Origin of the sequence: Rhizorhabdus dicambivorans, assembly GCF_002355275.1 — a bacterium.
In the GTDB taxonomy this organism is placed as follows: Bacteria; Pseudomonadota; Alphaproteobacteria; order Sphingomonadales; family Sphingomonadaceae; genus Rhizorhabdus; species Rhizorhabdus dicambivorans.
The window spans coordinates 105,427-122,022 of sequence record NZ_CP023449.1; the positions used below are offsets into that span (position 1 = coordinate 105,427).

Genomic DNA, 16,596 nt, shown 5'->3' on the forward strand with positions numbered 1-16,596 from the left:
TCGTTAAGCCGAAGCTAAGTTTCACTTGTCACAAAATCGTGCGCCCTTCCATGCCGCCACGAACCTTTCGAGGAAGCCGGCCACAGCATAGAGCGCGAGCGCGGCCAGCATCCAGCGCCAGCCGCCGAGCACCGCGAGCAGCGGCGCGATCCAGAGCAGCGCATCGACGCTTGCCTGCCAGCGCGGACTGGGCAGCGGCCGGATCGCCGCGACGATCGGTTCGAGCGCGGCCAGGCCGAGCAGCGACGCCGGCACCAGCGCCGCCACCATCCACCAGCCCCAGCCGCCCTCGGCCGCGAGCATCCGGGCGAGCAGCAGCAGCGCCGCGAAGGCCGCGCCGTGCCGGGCCAGGGTGGGGATGGCAAGCGAGGCCGCCGTCCCGCCCCAGATCCGCGCCATCCGCCGCCCCGCCGAGGCGGCCGCGGCGGCCAGCGGCAGCAGCAGCACCGTGCCCCAGAACAGGTGGAAGGCGGCAAGCAGCGCGCCCGCCCAGGCGATCCCGGTCGCGGCCCAGGCGACCAGCGACTGATCGACCTGGCGCCCGACGAGCGGCCCGATCAGCGGGGTCGCCACCAGCCGGTGGAGATAGAGTTCGGTCCAGTTGCCTTCGCCCGCATCGGCGCGGCGCAGCAGCCCCGCCTCGATCGCGCCGAGCGCGGCCGGCCCGGTGACCAGCATCGGCGCGGGCAACGCCGTCTCGGCCCCCGGATCGAGCGCCGCGATCCGCACGGCATCGTCCTGAACCAGCCGGCGCAGCAGGGTCGAGCCGAGATCCCAGTCGCCCAGCATCTGCGCGGTGTTTTCGAGGAAGCCTTTCCCGAACAGGGCGAAGCCCGCCCAGCGCTCGGTGGCGTCGATCCGTTCGAAATCGTCATGCTCGGGGCTGTCCGGCAGCACGAGCAGCGCGGGCGGGGCCGCCCCCGCCAGCCGGTCCACCGCGCCCTGCGCCGCGATCACCCCGTCGGCGACCAGCAATATCCGCTCCTCGGGGTGCAGCCGGTCGATCGCATCAGGCAGGCTGCGGGCGATCTCCACCCGCGCAGGGCCGCGCCGCAGCCGGTCCACCGCCTGCGCCAGCGCCGCCGGCACCCGCTCGACCAGGATCAGGATATGCTCCGCCCCCGCCGCCAACGCGAGCCCGGCCTGATATTCGATCAGGCTGCGGCCGGCGAGCGGCAGGGTGGCGCGGAGCCCGTCACCTATATCGGTCTGGTCCTGCGCGACGATCAGCGCGGCGAGCGGCACGTCCCTCTTCCCCCGTGTGGCAAGCCTTCAGGGATAGAAGCTGCGTAACGATTCTGCAAAGCGCGAATGACGCGGGGATGTGCGGATTTGGGGCGCTATTCGCCCCGCCTCAGGCCCTGCAGGCCGCCAGCGCGTCGGCCACGGCATCCAGCAACAGCGGGTCGGGGCCGGCATGGGCGGCGCGGGCGGCGACCTCCATCAGCGCCGTCATGCCGAAACTGGCGGCGAGGCCCTGCAGCTTGAACGCCTCATCGCGCCAGCCCTTTACCCCCGCTGCCCGCGACATGGCGGCGACATGGCCGGTGGCCGAGGCGAGGAACAGCGCGCGCAGTTCGGCGGCGGCGGGGCTGCCTTCGCCGACGGCTTCGGCGAGCAGGCGATCAAGCGATCCGGGTTCGAAGGACATGGACCGCATAAGGCGATGAATCGGGTAAAGATTTCGTTAGTGGAGGCTATCCCCCGAGTCGCGATTCCTGTAGCATCGGGGCTCATGGGGAAGGCACCGCATCCGCTGGATCGCTGGCCCGCCGCGGAGGCGGCCGAGGCCGAGGCCGTTCGTGCCGCCGCCGGCGGCCAGGAAATCATTGAAAATCCTGCCGAAGGCGACGGCGAACTGCTGTTGGGGGAAGGCGCCCGCGAGGCCGCTTCGGCCTTTGGCGAACTGTCCTCCTCGATGCCGCCGCGCCGTGCCGGGGATATGGCGATCGGCGCGCTGTTCGGGCTGGTGGCGGCGGGCTGGATCGGCTTCTGGGTGGGCGGCGTCGCCCCGACCCGGCTCGACCTCGCCGCGATCGCCAACAGCATCGCGCTGGCGAGCGGGCCGCTGGCGCTGCTCGGCATCCTCTACCTGCTGTTCCAGCGCGGCACCCGGCGCGAGGTGAGCCGCTTCGGCGACACCGCCCTGTCGATGCGGATCGAAGCACGCCGGCTGGAGGAGGCGGTCGCCCGCGTCACCGCCGCGCTCGACAGCCGCCGGGCCGAGCTGGCGACCCACGCCGCATCGCTGCTGGAGGAGGGCGACAAGGCCGCCGGCAAGCTCCAGCAGATCAGCATGGACATGCGCGACGAGACCGACCTGCTCGCCCGCCAGACCGAACTGCTCCATGGCGCCGCCGGGATGGCCCGGTCGGACATGAGCGGGCTGATGCTCGATCTGCCGCGCTCGCTGGACATGGTGAAGGAGGTGTCGACCCTGATCGATTCGATCGGCGGCACCGCCCGGACGCATGCCGAGGGCCTGTCCGAGGCGCTGAGCGCGATCGTGGCGCGCAGCCATGAGGCCGACGAGATGATCGGCGCCGCCAGCGGCCGGCTGGCCACCCAGATCGGCAAGATCGAGACCCGCGCCGAGCGCACCGCCCGGACGATCGAGGAGGCCGGCAGCGCGCTGGGCACGTCGATCGACGGCACGCTCGACAAGGCCGTCGCCGCGATCGACCAGACCCGCCAGGGCCTCGACGCGCAGCGCGAGGCGATGGCGGCGATCATCGACCATGGCCGCGCCGCGCTCGACGAGGCCGGCACCGCCGCTGCCGCCTCGATCGCGCAGCGCCTGAACGAGATGAGCGGCCTGGCCAATGGGCTGTCGGCGCAACTCGTCGCACAGGATGAGGACGCGCGCCGGCTGGTGGCGAATCTCGAACATGCGCTGGGCGCGATCGAAAGCCGCTTCGAGGCGCTGGGCGCGACCGGGACCGAGGCGACCGCCGACCTGGCCGAACTGGTCGTGAGCCTGAGCGAGCATGTCGACAATCTCGGCCAGGCGGTGACCAACAGCATGGCCGGCGCGCGGACGCTGACCGACCGCGCCAACGCGCTGCGCATCGCCTTCGATTCGATCATCGGCAATATCGAGCGCGACCTGCCGCAGACGATGCAGCGGGTGGAGGCCGAGGCGGCGCGCGGCGACGCGACGATGCGGGCGATCACGGCGCAGGCCGAGCAGCTCAGCCAGACCGTCGAGCGCGCGACCGACCGGCTGGGATCGGCCGACATGATGATCGACCGCCAGCGCGACGCGGTGGCCAGCCTGGGCGATCTCGCCGCCAAGCGGATGGCCGGCATCGCCGCCGAGGGCGACGCGCTGCTGGAGCGCCAGCGCGAGCTTTCCGACGCCTTTGCCGAGGAAGCCAACGCCCGGCTGGAGGCGCTGCGCGACCATTCGAACGAGCTGGGCCGCCTGATCGCCGAGAGCGAGGGCAATATGCGCGCGCTGTCCGAACTGTCGGGCAGCAAGCTGATCGACGCGATCCTGAAGGTGCGCGAAAGCGCGTCCGAAGCGGCACGCGGGGCGCGCGCGGCGCTGGAATCGATCATCCCCGACGCCTCCGAGAAGCTCGCCCGCAGCAGCGCCGAGGCGATCGAGCGCGCCTTCGGCGACCAGATCACCCAGCGCATCCACATCATCTCCGACACCGCCGAGGCCGCGGTGGCCGCCGCCAACCATGCCAGCGAGAAGCTGCTCCACCAGATGCTCGCGGTCGGCGAGGCGGTGGTGGCGATGGAGAAGAAGGTCGGCGAGGCCGAGACCCGCCACCGCGACGTGGCGCAGGAAACCGTGAGCCGCGAGGTCGCGATCCTCGTCGAGCATCTCAATTCGGCGGCGATCGACGTCACCAAGCTGCTGTCGCACGACGTGCCCGACGGCGCCTGGAAGGCCTATCTCCACGGCGACCATGGCGCCTTCACCCGCGCCGCCGTCCGCCTGCTCCGCCAGGAGGAGGTCAACCGCATCGCGCAGCTCTATGACGGCCATGTCGAGTTCCGCGAGCATGTGAACCGCTACATCCACGATTTCGAGGCGCTGCTCCGCCGCGTCCTCTCGAGCCGCGACGGCGGCGCGCTGGCAGTGACGATGCTCTCCTCCGACATGGGCAAGCTCTATGTGGCGCTGGCCCAGGCAATCGAGCGGCTGCTGATCTGACGCTTTCCGCTTCTCCCCGTCCTCCGGACAGGGAGGAACTTGGGGTTGCCCGCGCTCGCCCGCTGCGCCAGAACGCGATCCCATGGCGGGTGACATCAAACTTCACGACAGCTGGCGCGGACCCCTGAAGGCCGAGTTCGACGCCCCCTATATGGCGCAGCTCCGCCAATATCTGATGGAGCAGCGCGGACAGGGAAAGCGCATCTTCCCGGCCGCCAGCGAATGGTTCCGCGCGCTCGACCTCACCCCGCTCGACAGGGTCCGCGTCGTCATCCTGGGGCAGGACCCCTATCACGGCCTCGGCCAGGCGCATGGGCTGTGCTTCAGCGTCCGCCCCGGCGTGCGGCCGCCGCCGAGCCTGGTCAACATCTACAAGGAACTGCACAGCGACCTCGGCATCGAGCGGCCTGCCCATGGCTTCCTCGAGCATTGGGCCCGCCAGGGCGTGCTGCTGCTCAATTCGGTGCTGACCGTCGAGATGGGGCTGGCGGCGTCGCACCGCGACCGGGGCTGGGAGACCTTCACCGACGCGATCATCCGGCTTGTCAACGCCAAGGCCGATCCGGTCGTGTTCCTACTGTGGGGCAGCTATGCCCAGAAGAAGGCGGCGTTCGTCGATTCCACCGACAGGGGCGGCCGCCACCTCGTCCTCAAGGCGCCCCATCCCTCGCCCCTGTCGGCGCATAGCGGCTGGTTCGGCTGCCGCCATTTCTCCAAGGCCAATGCCTTTCTCGAAGCGAACGGCCTGGCGCCGATCGACTGGTCGCTGCCGGCGGTCGAGGCCGTGGCCTGACCGTAACGACCGGAGCGATCCGGAGGCGGCCGCGTTCTCCCTGTCCCCTCACAGGAGAGCGATCATGAGCGACCGGAGCCTGGCCGACCTGGCCGAGAAGATGCGCGACATCGATTTCACCATGTTGTCGACCCGCACCGCGGGCGGCGCGATCGGCGCGCGGCCGATGAGCAACAACCGTGAGGTCGATTATGACGGCGACAGCTATTATTTCACCTATGACGACGCGCTGATGGTCGCCGACATCCAGGCCGATCGCCATGTCGGCCTGGGCTTCCAGGGCAAGTCGGGGATGATCCGCCAGCGCCCCTTCTTCGTCGCGGTGGAGGGCGTCGCGACCCTGGTCCACGACCAGGGGCGCTTTGCCGAGCATTGGAGCAAGGACCTGGACCGCTGGTTTCCGCAGGGGATCGACATGCCGGGGCTGGTGATGATCCACGTCCATGCCGAGCGGGTCCATTATTGGGACGGCGAGGACGAGGGCGAGATCAGGGTGAAGATGGCGGCGGCCTAGCCCAAGCGAGCGCAGCGAGAGTGGTCGCCGCGGTGAGGGTCTGGCCGACGCCGGAAAAAAAGAAGACCCTCACCCAACCCTCTCCCATGAAAATGGGAGAGGGCTACCGAGGGGATCAGGCCGCGCGATCGAGCAAGGGGCCCATCGCCAGCACGTCGCCGGCGCTGAACACCAGCTTGCCGGGGGTTTCCTCAACCGCGTGGAAGAAGAAGGGCGTGCCGAAGCTGCCGCCCTCGACCAGCTGGCCTGCCATCTCGGCGGCGACGGCGGTCACCAGATCGGCCTGGGCGCCGCTGTCCGAGGTCGAGGTCGCGGTGAGCCGGCGGCCCATATAGGCCCGATATTCGGCAAGGGTCGTCTCCGGCCGGTAGAGATAGTTGAGCTCGCGATAGGGCTCGCCGGGCCAGGGATAGATGATGTAGCGCATCTCCAGCCGGCGGAAGCCCTGCGGGAATTCCTGGTGGACCACCTGGCAGACGGTGCAGTCCTTGTTGGTGAACATGTAGCAGATGCCGTCCGACGCGGCCTCGCGCGCGGGCTCCCGGATGCTCGGCAGCATGGCCAGTTGTTCCCAGAAGGGCGCGAGTTCGGCCTGGAAACCGGCCTGCTCGGGAATCCCGGCCTTCGCCGCCCCGGCGACCGACGCCCGGCCCGCGATCATCAACGCCGGCATTGCGGCCAGCACCATCCGCCTGTCCAACATCCGCTCTTCCCGATCCTACCGTCCCCACCCGGCAGAGCCCGGTGTAGCGCGCCGGCCGGGGGATGAACAGGGTGGCATGGCGGGTGGCAGGCGGCTCAGCCGAGCTTCCAGCGGCCCAGCACGACATGCTCGGTGAGGCCGACGAGGCTGTGGACCAGCATGAATTCCTCCGCGCGCCAGCTGAGCGGCCAGATCGGGCGGCGGACGCCGCCATCCTGCCCATAGGCCAGGGTCATGTGCGGATCGAAGCGGAAGCCGCGATTGGGCCAGATGCCGGCATCAGCGATTGCCAGCTGGAGCCGCTGCTGGAAGGCCTTGAGCACCGGCATCGGCTCACCGGGCTTGAGGCAGGTGACATGGCCGTTGCCGACCAGCTCCTGCAGCACCAGCCGCAGTGCCGGCCCTTCAACCCGAGCCGCCGCCGCGCACAGATCCGCGATCAGGCCCGGGGTCGGCGACATCGGCAGGTCGAGCGCCCAGAGGGTGATGTGCAGCCGGTGATCGAGCACATGGCTTTTCGCGACCCCGATCTCCCCACGCACGGCCGCGATCTCGGGGACGATCCCGGCATCGGGCATCAGCGCGAAGAACAGCCGGTGGAGCACCACCTCATCACTGTCGAAGGACCGCAAGAGACTCATGAAGTTTCTCCTTTGTTCTCACCTCCTACACGATTCGAGATTGGAACAAAACAGAAACTTTTCCCGCCCGGCGTCGAGCGAGGCAATGGACTGCGGCGTCAGGCCGCGCCCTGCCCCGCGCGCGCCGCATCGGCCGCCGCGTAGAAGGCGATCTGGTCGGCATGGGCCTTGCGGAAGGCGGGCCGATCGGTGATGCGGGCGACATAGGCCTCGGTCGCCGGCCGATCGCCGAAAGCACGGACCGCCGGGAGGCGCAGCACATCGGCCATCAGCAGATCGGCGACGGTGAAGCGGCCGGCGGCGAGCCACTCGCGCTCGCCCAGCACCGCTTCGAGCTGGCCGAGGCGCTTTTCGACCCAGCCGGTCAGCGCATTGTCCTCCTGGCCCGACATCCGCAGGAACCACCAGGGCACGCTGACCATCTCCACCGAGTTGAGCGCGGCGATGGTCCACTGCACCGCCTCCGCCTCCCCGGCCGGATCGGACGGCATCAGCCGCCCGCCCTTCCGCGCGAGATGGAGTAGCGCCGCCCCGCTTTCGAACATCTTCAGCCCGCCATCGTCGAGATAGGGGACCTGGCCGAAGGGCTGGCGATCGAGATGGTTGGTCTCGCGATCCTCGAACCGGATGGTGCGGACGGCGTAGGGCAGGCCCGCCTCCTCGCACGCCCAGCGCAGCCGCAGATCGCGCACGAACCCGCGCGGGCCTTCGGGCACCCAGTCGAGCGTCCAGATGGTGAGGTCGTTCATGGGGGCGGGCCTTCTGTGGTTGCCGGGTCCCGCATCCTGGCGCAATCGCTCTGGATCGTGAACCATCTATGGGGCGAGGGCGGTTGAAGCCCGCGACGGTCTCGATCGCCGCGCTTCAACCATGGCTCTCGGGCGCCCGCGTCCCGTGGCTCCGCAATGTCCCGTGTTGCGATTGAATCGCAAATAAGCCGGGTGCACGGGGTTGTGTGTTCGTTTTTTATTTTTTGCTCCGGCGCGGGTCCGCAGGGCGATATTCCGCGCCATCGCCTTGATGTGTCCGTCATGAGAATGAGCCGCGCCCAGCGTGGAAAACTATGCCTGCCGGACCGGCATAAGCAGCAACCGCTTTCCTACATGTCAAGACAAAAGGGGAACATAGGACCCTCTGCGTGCCGCGCGCGAGGAAACCGCCAGCGAAGGCCCAATTGAAATATCGTACAATATATTGTACGTCTTTACCATGGACTCGATCAGCTATTCGGAAACCCGGGCCAATCTGAAGGCCGTCATGGACAAGGTGGTGGAAGACCGCGCCCCGGTCACGATCACCCGCGCGCGCGGGCAGGAGAATGTGGTGATGGTTTCGGAAAGCGAATGGGCGTCGATCGAGGAGACGCTCTATCTGCTCCGCTCGCCCGTCAATGCCGCGCGCCTGCTGGACGCTGTCCGCGGGCTGGAGGCCGGCGGGGGCGAGGAGCATGAGCTGATCGAACCGTGAAGCTGGTGTTCTGGCCGACGGCCTGGGAGGATTATCTCCACTGGCAGGCCGAGGACCCCAAGCTGCTCGCCCGTCTCAACGACCTGATCAAGGAATGCCGCCGCAATCCCTTTCGCGGAACCGGCAAGCCCGAGCCGCTGGGCGGCAATCTGAGCGGCTGGTGGTCCCGCCGGGTCAATGGCGAGCATCGGCTGGTCTATCGGGTCAGCGGCAAGGGCGAGGCGCAGGCGCTGGAGATCGCGCAGTGCCGGTATCATTATTGAGCACCGCTTCAGCCCGCGAGACCGAGGAAGATCATCAGCGAGCGTTCGACGCGCCCCAGATCGTCATCGGATAATATGCCGATAGTGCTGTCCACCTTGTGCCGGGGCACCGTGACGAGGATGTCCACCATCACATCGGAGGTGCGGCGCAGTCCATTGGCTTCGCTGGGCTCGATCCGGGGTCGAATCGTCTCCTCCGGTGTCAGGCTGCTGGTCATCAGCGCCAGAACCAGATTGCCGGTGGGGTAGGCATCGCTTTGCAGGACAAGCGCCGGCCGTGGCTTTCCGCCGAACCCGCTGCCCGCCGCCACCGTCACCAGATCGCCGCGCTTCAATCCTCATCCTCGGGCGGCCAATATTGGACGGCTTCGGCAAAGGCGATGTCGTTGGACCGTTCGAGCTGTGCCGCCATCGCCAGCGCATCCCGCCGCGCCTGCTCCTGGAACTCCGGCGTGCGGACATCGGGCAGCCAGAACTGCTTGAGCCGATAGCCCTTCGCCCGCATCGCCGCGCGATGCTTCGCGACGCGGCCCTTGCTGTCGTGGGATTGGGGGCGGTTCATCGGCGGCTCCGTTACATGTAACGTATGCCGGCGAGGTTGGAATTGCAACGGCGGAAATTAGTGCATTGGCACCGGGATCCGAAAATCAATCTTTCGGAGCTTTTGCCTTCCTAGCTTTCGGCTTAACTGAGGCGGCAATAATTGGCTCTTCTAATGGAGCCGGTGGAGCCGGTGGAGCCGGTGGAGCCGGTGGAGCCGGTGGAGCCGGTGGAGCAACTGCTCCAACGGCAGGAACATCTTGGTCAAGATCGTCTGCACCAATCTCACTGGCACGAAATATGAGCGCCTGCCACTTAGCTTCAGAAACTTTTCCTCTTTCAGCGTACCGGCGAATGACGTGATAAGGATTCCAAAAAAGCGCGTAAGAGAACTCGCCCGTCGGTCCCGCCTTGAAATCGATGAAACCTAAATCCCTTAGCTTCGCCAAGCGATCGCGCCATGTGTAGAGAGCTCGTTGCCCCGAGAAGCCTGCAGCAAACGCCATTTCATGAGGTCGATTCAGGTTCAAAAACCCCTCATCATTTAGCCTGCACCACAGCTCTAGATATACAGCTCCAACTGGTTGGCCTTTGTCCGCCAAGTCGTTCATGATCGAAAGCATGAGCGGCATTGCCCGAGGAACAGTCGCAAAGCCGTCTCGATTTTCACGGTCCCACAAATGATCTTTGGTCACTCCTGGCCAAAGTTTTTCGCGGAGTTCTAGCTTTCGCTCTTTCGCCGCCGACTTCGTTTTTTTAAAGATAAGAGCCATTGCGCACCTCGCTAAGGGGCGGGCTCGAGGGTGGAATCTCAAGCCCTTCGCAATATTGCCGGCAGGGCGTGCGGGTTACGGAAGCGCATGGAACCGCTACGTAACCCGCATTCTTGCGATAGAGGCAAAATAGTCGATATCTGTGCAAAGTGAACTGTTCAGTTCGCGAAAGTGGGCACCACTGATGGGCAAAAACTGGATCTGCTTGCGTGATTCAGCAAACTCCTACGGCACAAGCTCGACAGGTGAGTTTGTGCTGTAGGGATCGAGATATGTGGTTTTTCCAGTAGTTAACTAGATTTCCCGGTGCTCATGGTGATCCCGGTGATCGGTGCTCATGGTGATCCCGTGCTCCGGTGCTCGTGCGCGTGCTTCACTCCGCCGCCGGCAGATAAATCTCCCCGCCCTTCTCCTTGAACACGTCGCTCATCGCGCGCATGCCGGCTTCGGCTTCGCCGGCTGCGATGAACTGATCGGCGGGCGCGTTCTTGGTCGCCGCGAAGTCCCGCACCTCTTGGGTAATTTTCATCGAGCAGAATTTCGGGCCGCACATCGAGCAGAAATGCGCGGTCTTGGCACCCTCGGCCGGCAGGGTCTGGTCGTGATACTGCTCGGCCGTGTCGGGATCGAGCGACAGGTTGAATTGGTCGCGCCAGCGGAACTCGAAGCGGGCGCGGCTGAGCGCGTCGTCGCGGAGTTTGGCGGCCGGGTGGCCTTTCGCCAGGTCGGCGGCGTGGGCGGCGAGCTTGTAGGTTACGACCCCGACCTTCACATCGTCGCGGTCGGGCAGGCCGAGATGCTCCTTCGGCGTGACGTAGCAGAGCATCGCGGTGCCGAACCAGCCGATCATCGCCGCGCCGATTGCGCTGGTGATGTGATCGTAACCGGGCGCGATATCGGTGGTCAGCGGCCCGAGCGTGTAGAAGGGGGCTTCGCCGCACGCCTCCAGCTGCTTGTCCATATTCGCTTTGATCTTGTGCATCGGCACATGGCCGGGGCCTTCGATCATCACCTGCACGTCATGCTTCCAGGCAATCTGGGTGAGTTCGCCCAGCGTCTTGAGTTCGGCGAACTGGGCGGCGTCGTTGGCGTCGGCGATCGAGCCGGGGCGGAGACCATCGCCCAGCGAGAAGGCCACGTCATAGGCCTTCATGATCTCGCAGATCTCCTCGAACCGCTCGTAGAGGAAACTCTCCCTGTGGTGCGCCAGGCACCATTTCGCCATGATCGATCCGCCGCGGCTGACGATGCCGGTGACGCGGCTGGCGGTGAGCGGGATGAAAGGCAGGCGCACGCCGGCATGGATGGTGAAATAGTCGACGCCCTGTTCGGCCTGCTCGATCAGCGTGTCGCGGAAGATTTCCCAGGTCAGGTCCTCGGCGACGCCGTTCACCTTTTCCAGCGCCTGATAGATCGGCACGGTGCCGATCGGCACGGGCGAGTTGCGGAGGATCCATTCGCGGATATCGTGGATGTTGCGGCCGGTCGACAGGTCCATCACCGTGTCGGCGCCCCAGCGGATCGACCAGACCATCTTGTCGACTTCGCTGGCAACGTCGGAGGCGACTGCCGAATTGCCGATATTGGCGTTGATCTTCACCAGGAAGTTGCGGCCGATCGCCATCGGCTCGCTTTCGGGGTGATTGATGTTCGACGGGATGATCGCGCGGCCGCGCGCGACCTCGTCGCGGACGAACTCCGGCGTGACATAATCGGGGATCGAGGCGCCGAAATCCTCACCGTCGCGGAGCAGCTTCTCCTTCAGCGCGGCGCGGCCGACATTCTCGCGGATCGCGACATATTCCATCTCGGGGGTGATGATGCCGCGCCGGGCATAGTGCATCTGGCTGACGTTCTGGCCGGCCTTCGCGCGCAAGGGCCGCTTCACGACGTTGGGGAAAGGCGCGACGCCGCCGGCCCGATCGGGGCCCTTCAGGCCATTATCCTCGGGCTTCACGGCGCGGCCGTCATATTCCTCGACATCGCCGCGCGCGACGATCCAGTCGCGGCGGAGCGCGGGGAGGCCCGCCATGATGTCGATGTTCGCCTTGTCGTCGGTATAAGGGCCGGAGCAGTCATAGACGCGGACCGGGGGTTCGTTGGCGGTCGGCTCCAGCGCGATCTCGCGCATCGCGACGCGGATGCCGCCCGGCCCCTCGACATGGATCTTGCGCGATCCCCGGATCGGTCCGGTGGTCACCTTCATTTCGGTGCGCGCGGGGATATCGGCCATGTCGTCTCTCCATTCGAGGCTGGGGCGACATGGGGAGGAGAGGCCTGGACCGGCTTTCCCTCCCTACGCCGGTATCAGCCGGATCAGGTTCAGCGGGTCGTGGGCATTTCAGCGCCACCTCTCAGCCATCGGCTCCCCGGGGATGGGTGCGTTGTAAACAAAGCGCGGGGGGCAGGAAAGCCCTTATCCGGGGGCAGCATGCCCGCACGGGTCCACCCGTCCAGACCCGTCATTCGAGAAAGCGGGACCTTTGCGTGATAGAGTCGTCGCCCCAACACGCGTCATCCTCGCGGATGCGGGGATCCATAACCCCTTCGCCCGAGAGGTTCGAGCTTCAGAGAATATGGATTCCCGCCTGCGCGGGAATGACGGGAAGGGGGGGGAAGGGAATGACCACGAAGGCTGGCTTCCCGGTGCGGCCCGTCTATAAGCAGCCGTCATGAGCGGCGTCATGTGCGATCTCGCCATCATCGGTGGCGGCCTTTCGGGGGGCCTGATCGCGTTGGCGGCGCGGCGGATGCAGCCCGAGCGGCGGATATTGCTGATCGAGGCGGCGCCCGCACTGGGCGGCGCGCATCTGTGGTCGTTCGTCGACAGCGATGTGGGCGAAGCGGAGAAGGCGCTGCTCCAGCCGCTGGTGAACTATGGCTGGCGCGAATATTCCGTGGTGTTCCCGCAGTACAAGCGCGCGCTGCCCTTCCCCTTCTACAGCCTGCGATCGGACCGGTTCGACGAGGCGCTGCGCGAGGCGATGCCGGCCGAGAGCATCTTGACCGGCCGCCGCGCCACCGGCGTCAGCGCCGACGGCGTGGTGCTGGAGGACGGGACGATGATCGCCGCCCATGGCGTAATCGACGCGCGCGGGCCCGCCGACCTGTCGCTGCTCGACCTGCATTACCGCAAGTTCGTCGGCTATGAGCTGACCCTGGACGGCCCCCACAGCGTGCGCCGCGCCACCCTGATCGATGCCGCCGCCGATCCGGCCGAGGGCTTCCAATATATGATGATGCTGCCGATCGAGACCGACCGGCTGTTCATCGAGGATGTCCGCTACGAGGCGTGGCCGGACATCGACATGACCGACCATGGCAATCGCATCGTCAACCATGCGGCGCGCTTCGGCTGGCGGATCCGCAGCTCGGCGCGGGGCCAGGCAGGGATATTGCCGATCGCGCTGGGCGGCGCGTTCGACGATTACTGGAATTCGGGCGGGGTGGGCGTCGCCAAGGCCGGGCTGCGCGCCGGGCTGTTCCATCCGGTGACCGGCAATTCGCTGGCGGACGCGGCGCGCACCGCGCTGCTGGTGGCGGGGGCGCAGGACTGGTCGGGCGCCGCGCTGCACAAGCTGCTCCACGACCATGCCGCCAGGGCCTGGGCCCAGCGCGACTATTATCGCCGCTTCGCCCGCCACATGCTGCGCGGGCTGCCGGTGGCCGAGGGCTATATGATGCTCGAATCGCTCTATCGCATGGACGCGGACCTGATCGCGCGTTTCCACGGGATGCGGCTGGGGCTGGCCGATCGCATGGCGCTGAGCCTGGGCGAGGGGCCGATGCCGCTGAAGGCGATGCTGGGCCGATGATCCGCGCGCTCTGCGTCTTCTGCGGATCGAGCCCCGGCTTCGATCCCGTCCATGGCGAGGCCGCCCGCGCGCTGGGCGCGGCGATCGCGGCGGCGGGGATCGACCTGGTCTATGGCGGCGGCAAGGTGGGCCTGATGGGGATCGTCGCCGATGCAGTGATGGCCGGCGGGCGGCGCGCGACCGGCGTGATCCCCAGAGCGCTGTTCGAGCTGGAGGTGGGCCACACCGGGCTGTCCGAACTGCACGTCGTCGCATCGATGCACGAGCGCAAGGCGATGATGGCCGACCTGTCCGACGGCTTCATCGCGCTGTCGGGCGGGATCGGCACCTTCGAGGAACTGTTCGAGATCTGGACCTGGGCGCAGCTGGGCGACCATGCCAAGCCGGTGGCGCTGCTCAACATCGCCGGCTTCTACGACAAGCTGGCGGGATTCCTTGACGATGTGGTGGCGGCCGGATTCCTGCGCGCGGTGCACCGCGACATGCTGATGATGGGGGATGAGCCGGCGGCGCTGGTCGCGCGGATGCGGGATTATACGCCGCCGGTGGTGGCGAAGTGGATCGGCGACCGGGAGCGGTGAAAATTGAACGTCACCCCAGCGCAGAGTGACTGCGGATTGAGGTCGGGATTGCCCCCGGCAATCCCTTATCCATGCCGGGGGCATGGATAACCTCAATCCGCAGTCTCTGGGTCCATGTCTGTCATCTCATGCGTTGAGCGTCAGATAGAGATCGACCCAATCCGGGTTCGCCTTTTCGATCAGGTCGAACTTCCAGGAGCGTTTCCAGGCTTTAAGTGCCTTTTCCCGCTAGATCGCTTCCTCGATTCTTTCATATTGCTCGACGAGGACGAGGCGCTTTAGATCGTAGCGGCGACAGAAATCAGAACCTTTCCCCTCGCGGTGCTGGTTGACGCGCCGTGCGAGGTCAGCGGTGACGCCGATATACAACGTCCCGCTCGGCTCGTTGGTCATGATGTAGACGTATCCGCCCGCCATGGGCAGCATCTTGCGACGGCAGAGACATGGATGCCAGCCTTCGCTGGCATGACGGCGCTCTTGTTGGGCGCTCTTGTTCATTGCTTATCCATCTCGTCCATCGCAATAGCCCCGCCGGAAGGAGCCGCCCATGAACCGCCCCATGCTGATCGCCCCGCTCGCCGCCCTGGCGCTGTCGGCCTGTGCCACCGTCTCGCCCGAGGCGCGGGTGCGGACCAAGCTGATCGACGCGGGAATCCGGCCGCCGGTCGCGGGCTGCATGGCCGAGCGGATGGTCGACAGGCTCAGCCTCGTCCAGCTCAAGCGGCTGCAGTCGCTGGGCGGGCTGGGCACGAAGGACGTGCGCGGGATGAGCGTCGACGAACTGGTCCACCGCCTGCGCGCGCTGCAGGACCCGGAGATCGTCTCGGTTGTGCTGAAGGCGGGGATCGGCTGCTCGATCGCGGGATAGGGGAGCGGGCCGGTGCCGCGACAGCAAAGGCTGCGAAGCTGATCTATTGCACCGCAAAATGATATTGCCGCTCTTGGGGTTTTCAAGCCCGCGCTTTCATGCTTTAGCGCCTGCCGATCTGATCGGACTCAGCAAGGGACAGGCGCTCCACCATGAACATCCATGAATATCAGGCCAAGGAACTGCTAGCGAAGTTCGGTGCCGCGGTTCCCGCCGGCTATGCCGCGCTCAGCGTCGACGAAGCGGTCGAGGCCGCCAAGAAGCTTCCCGGGCCGATCTGGGTGGTCAAGGCGCAGATCCACGCCGGCGGCCGCGGCAAGGGCAAGTTCAAGGAGCTGAGCCCCGAGGCCAAGGGCGGCGTCCGCCTGTCCAAGTCGATCGACGAGGTGAAGGCCAATGCGCAGGAGATGCTGGGCAACACGCTGGTCACCATCCAGACCGGCGAGGCCGGCAAGCAGGTCAACCGCCTCTATGTGACCGACGGCGCCGACATCAAATCCGAATATTATCTGTCGATGCTGGTCGACCGGAAGACCGGCCGCATCGCGATGATCGTGTCGACCGAGGGCGGCATGGACATCGAGACCGTCGCCCATGACACGCCCGAGAAGATCCGCACCATCGTGATCGATCCGGCCGAGGGCTTCATGCCGCACCATGGCCGCGCAGTGGCCTTCGCGCTGAAGCTGAAGGGCGATCTCAACAAGCAGGCGGTCAAGCTCGCCGAGCAGCTCTACAACGCCTTCATCGCCACCGACATGTCGATGCTCGAGGTCAACCCGCTGGTCGAGACCACCGACGGCAAGCTGCTGGTGCTGGACGCCAAGGTGAGCTTCGATTCGAACGCGCTCTACCGCCACCCCGACATCCTCGCCCTGCGCGACGAGACCGAGGAGGATCCGGCCGAGATCGAGGCGTCGAAGTACGACCTGGCCTATATCAAGCTGGACGGCGACATCGGCTGCATGGTCAACGGCGCCGGCCTCGCCATGGCGACGATGGACATCATCAAGCTGAACGGCATGTTCCCGGCCAACTTCCTCGACGTCGGCGGTGGTGCCAGCAAGGAGAAGGTGACCGCGGCGTTCAAGATCATCCTCGCCGATCCGGCGGTGAAGGGCATCCTCGTCAACATCTTCGGCGGGATCATGAAGTGCGACATCATCGCCGAGGGCATCGTCGCGGCGGCGAAGGAAGTGAACCTGTCGGTGCCGCTGGTCGTGCGCCTCGAAGGCACCAACGTCCAGCAGGGCAAGGACATACTGGCCGGCTCCGGCCTGCCGATCGTCGCCGCCGACGATCTGGGCGATGCCGCCAGGAAGATCGTCGCCGAGGTGAAGAAGGCGGCCTGATCCGCCCGCGCCGGATCGGCCAACCATCGGACCCGATCTGCAAATCGTGACTTCGCAGTTTCGCAAGTTCGCATTTGATTTGATCGGGCCGCGTGGCAATGGCGATCGGGTAAAGGTG

At 66.5% G+C, this 16,596-nt stretch carries 18 protein-coding genes, 1 pseudogene and 1 riboswitch; of the genes and pseudogenes, 9 read left to right on the plus strand and 10 right to left on the minus strand.

Annotation, left to right across the window (positions count from 1 at the left end; genetic code table 11):
* Positions 1–21 precede the first annotated feature (21 nt).
* Positions 22–1,245 carry a hypothetical protein gene (locus CMV14_RS00485; protein WP_066964624.1) on the minus strand — a complete coding sequence of 408 codons (1,224 nt, stop codon included), beginning with the start codon at positions 1,243–1,245 and terminating at the stop codon, positions 22–24.
* Between the two features lie 109 nt (positions 1,246–1,354).
* A complete protein-coding gene (locus tag CMV14_RS00490) occupies positions 1,355–1,651 on the minus strand; it encodes a hypothetical protein (RefSeq protein WP_066964620.1) in 297 nt (98 codons plus the stop codon).
* Between the two features lie 84 nt (positions 1,652–1,735).
* Between CMV14_RS00490 and CMV14_RS00495 the strand changes: the two genes are divergently transcribed.
* From CMV14_RS00495 to CMV14_RS00505, 3 genes are all read left to right on the plus strand, one after another.
* Complete coding sequence (locus CMV14_RS00495) at positions 1,736–4,168, plus strand: coiled-coil domain-containing protein (protein WP_066964617.1); 2,433 nt, start codon at positions 1,736–1,738, stop codon at positions 4,166–4,168.
* Positions 4,169–4,250: 82 nt separating this feature from the next.
* Positions 4,251–4,961 carry a uracil-DNA glycosylase gene (ung, locus tag CMV14_RS00500; RefSeq protein ID WP_066964614.1) on the plus strand — a complete coding sequence of 237 codons (711 nt, stop codon included), beginning with the start codon at positions 4,251–4,253 and terminating at the stop codon, positions 4,959–4,961.
* A 64-nt stretch (positions 4,962–5,025) separates the two neighbouring features.
* Positions 5,026–5,475, plus strand: a complete 450-nt coding sequence (locus CMV14_RS00505; RefSeq protein ID WP_066964612.1) for a pyridoxamine 5'-phosphate oxidase family protein — start codon at positions 5,026–5,028, stop codon at positions 5,473–5,475.
* Positions 5,476–5,590: 115 nt separating this feature from the next.
* On the opposite strand, the gene CMV14_RS00510 is transcribed toward CMV14_RS00505, so the two are convergent.
* The 3 genes from CMV14_RS00510 to CMV14_RS00520 all read right to left on the minus strand — a co-directional run bounded on the left by CMV14_RS00510 (position 5,591) and on the right by CMV14_RS00520 (position 7,568).
* Positions 5,591–6,178 (minus strand): permease, encoded by a 588-nt coding sequence (locus CMV14_RS00510; RefSeq protein WP_238147142.1) that lies wholly within the window; start codon positions 6,176–6,178, stop codon positions 5,591–5,593.
* Between the two features lie 95 nt (positions 6,179–6,273).
* On the minus strand, positions 6,274–6,819 hold the full coding sequence (locus tag CMV14_RS00515) for a 2'-5' RNA ligase family protein (protein ID WP_066964609.1): 546 nt from the start codon (positions 6,817–6,819) through the stop codon (positions 6,274–6,276).
* A gap of 98 nt (positions 6,820–6,917) precedes the next feature.
* Positions 6,918–7,568 (minus strand): glutathione S-transferase family protein, encoded by a 651-nt coding sequence (locus tag CMV14_RS00520; RefSeq protein WP_066964606.1) that lies wholly within the window; start codon positions 7,566–7,568, stop codon positions 6,918–6,920.
* A gap of 445 nt (positions 7,569–8,013) precedes the next feature.
* Here CMV14_RS00520 and CMV14_RS00525 point away from each other — a divergent pair, with 445 nt between their 5' ends.
* Complete coding sequence (locus CMV14_RS00525) at positions 8,014–8,286, plus strand: type II toxin-antitoxin system Phd/YefM family antitoxin (protein WP_238147143.1); 273 nt, start codon at positions 8,014–8,016, stop codon at positions 8,284–8,286.
* Positions 8,283–8,549 (plus strand): Txe/YoeB family addiction module toxin, encoded by a 267-nt coding sequence (locus CMV14_RS00530; protein WP_066964600.1) that lies wholly within the window; start codon positions 8,283–8,285, stop codon positions 8,547–8,549. The genes CMV14_RS00525 and CMV14_RS00530 overlap by 4 nt, the downstream gene beginning before the upstream one ends.
* 8 nt (positions 8,550–8,557) lie before the next feature.
* Here CMV14_RS00530 and CMV14_RS00535 read toward each other — a convergent pair whose 3' ends face one another.
* The 4 genes from CMV14_RS00535 to thiC all read right to left on the minus strand — a co-directional run bounded on the left by CMV14_RS00535 (position 8,558) and on the right by thiC (position 12,095).
* On the minus strand, positions 8,558–8,884 hold the full coding sequence (locus CMV14_RS00535) for a type II toxin-antitoxin system PemK/MazF family toxin (RefSeq protein ID WP_066964597.1): 327 nt from the start codon (positions 8,882–8,884) through the stop codon (positions 8,558–8,560).
* Positions 8,881–9,111 carry an antitoxin MazE family protein gene (locus CMV14_RS00540; RefSeq protein WP_066964594.1) on the minus strand — a complete coding sequence of 77 codons (231 nt, stop codon included), beginning with the start codon at positions 9,109–9,111 and terminating at the stop codon, positions 8,881–8,883. The genes CMV14_RS00535 and CMV14_RS00540 overlap by 4 nt, the downstream gene beginning before the upstream one ends.
* Before the next feature lie 85 nt (positions 9,112–9,196).
* On the minus strand, positions 9,197–9,862 hold the full coding sequence (locus CMV14_RS00545) for a hypothetical protein (protein WP_083215903.1): 666 nt from the start codon (positions 9,860–9,862) through the stop codon (positions 9,197–9,199).
* 373 nt (positions 9,863–10,235) lie between these two features.
* The gene (gene thiC, locus CMV14_RS00550; RefSeq protein ID WP_066964591.1) at positions 10,236–12,095 is read right to left on the minus strand and encodes a phosphomethylpyrimidine synthase ThiC; all 1,860 of its coding nucleotides are present in this window, start codon (positions 12,093–12,095) and stop codon (positions 10,236–10,238) included.
* A 43-nt stretch (positions 12,096–12,138) separates the two neighbouring features.
* Positions 12,139–12,244: riboswitch (TPP riboswitch) on the minus strand.
* Positions 12,245–12,534: 290 nt separating this feature from the next.
* Between thiC and crtY the strand changes: the two genes are divergently transcribed.
* Together crtY and CMV14_RS00560 are read left to right on the plus strand one after the other, a co-directional pair.
* Positions 12,535–13,677 (plus strand): lycopene beta-cyclase CrtY, encoded by a 1,143-nt coding sequence (crtY, locus tag CMV14_RS00555; protein ID WP_066964588.1) that lies wholly within the window; start codon positions 12,535–12,537, stop codon positions 13,675–13,677.
* A complete protein-coding gene (locus CMV14_RS00560) occupies positions 13,674–14,258 on the plus strand; it encodes an LOG family protein (protein ID WP_083215902.1) in 585 nt (194 codons plus the stop codon). The genes crtY and CMV14_RS00560 overlap by 4 nt, the downstream gene beginning before the upstream one ends.
* Before the next feature lie 126 nt (positions 14,259–14,384).
* On the opposite strand, the pseudogene CMV14_RS00565 reads toward CMV14_RS00560, so the two are convergent.
* Positions 14,385–14,675: pseudogene (locus CMV14_RS00565) on the minus strand (GIY-YIG nuclease family protein).
* Between the two features lie 130 nt (positions 14,676–14,805).
* Between CMV14_RS00565 and CMV14_RS00570 the strand changes: the two are divergent.
* Together CMV14_RS00570 and sucC are read left to right on the plus strand one after the other, a co-directional pair.
* Positions 14,806–15,126: a hypothetical protein gene (locus tag CMV14_RS00570; RefSeq protein WP_066964586.1), complete on the plus strand. Its 321-nt coding sequence runs from the start codon at positions 14,806–14,808 to the stop codon at positions 15,124–15,126.
* A gap of 152 nt (positions 15,127–15,278) precedes the next feature.
* A complete protein-coding gene (gene sucC, locus CMV14_RS00575; RefSeq protein ID WP_066964584.1) occupies positions 15,279–16,478 on the plus strand; it encodes an ADP-forming succinate--CoA ligase subunit beta in 1,200 nt (399 codons plus the stop codon).
* The last annotated feature ends 118 nt before the right edge of the window (positions 16,479–16,596 follow it).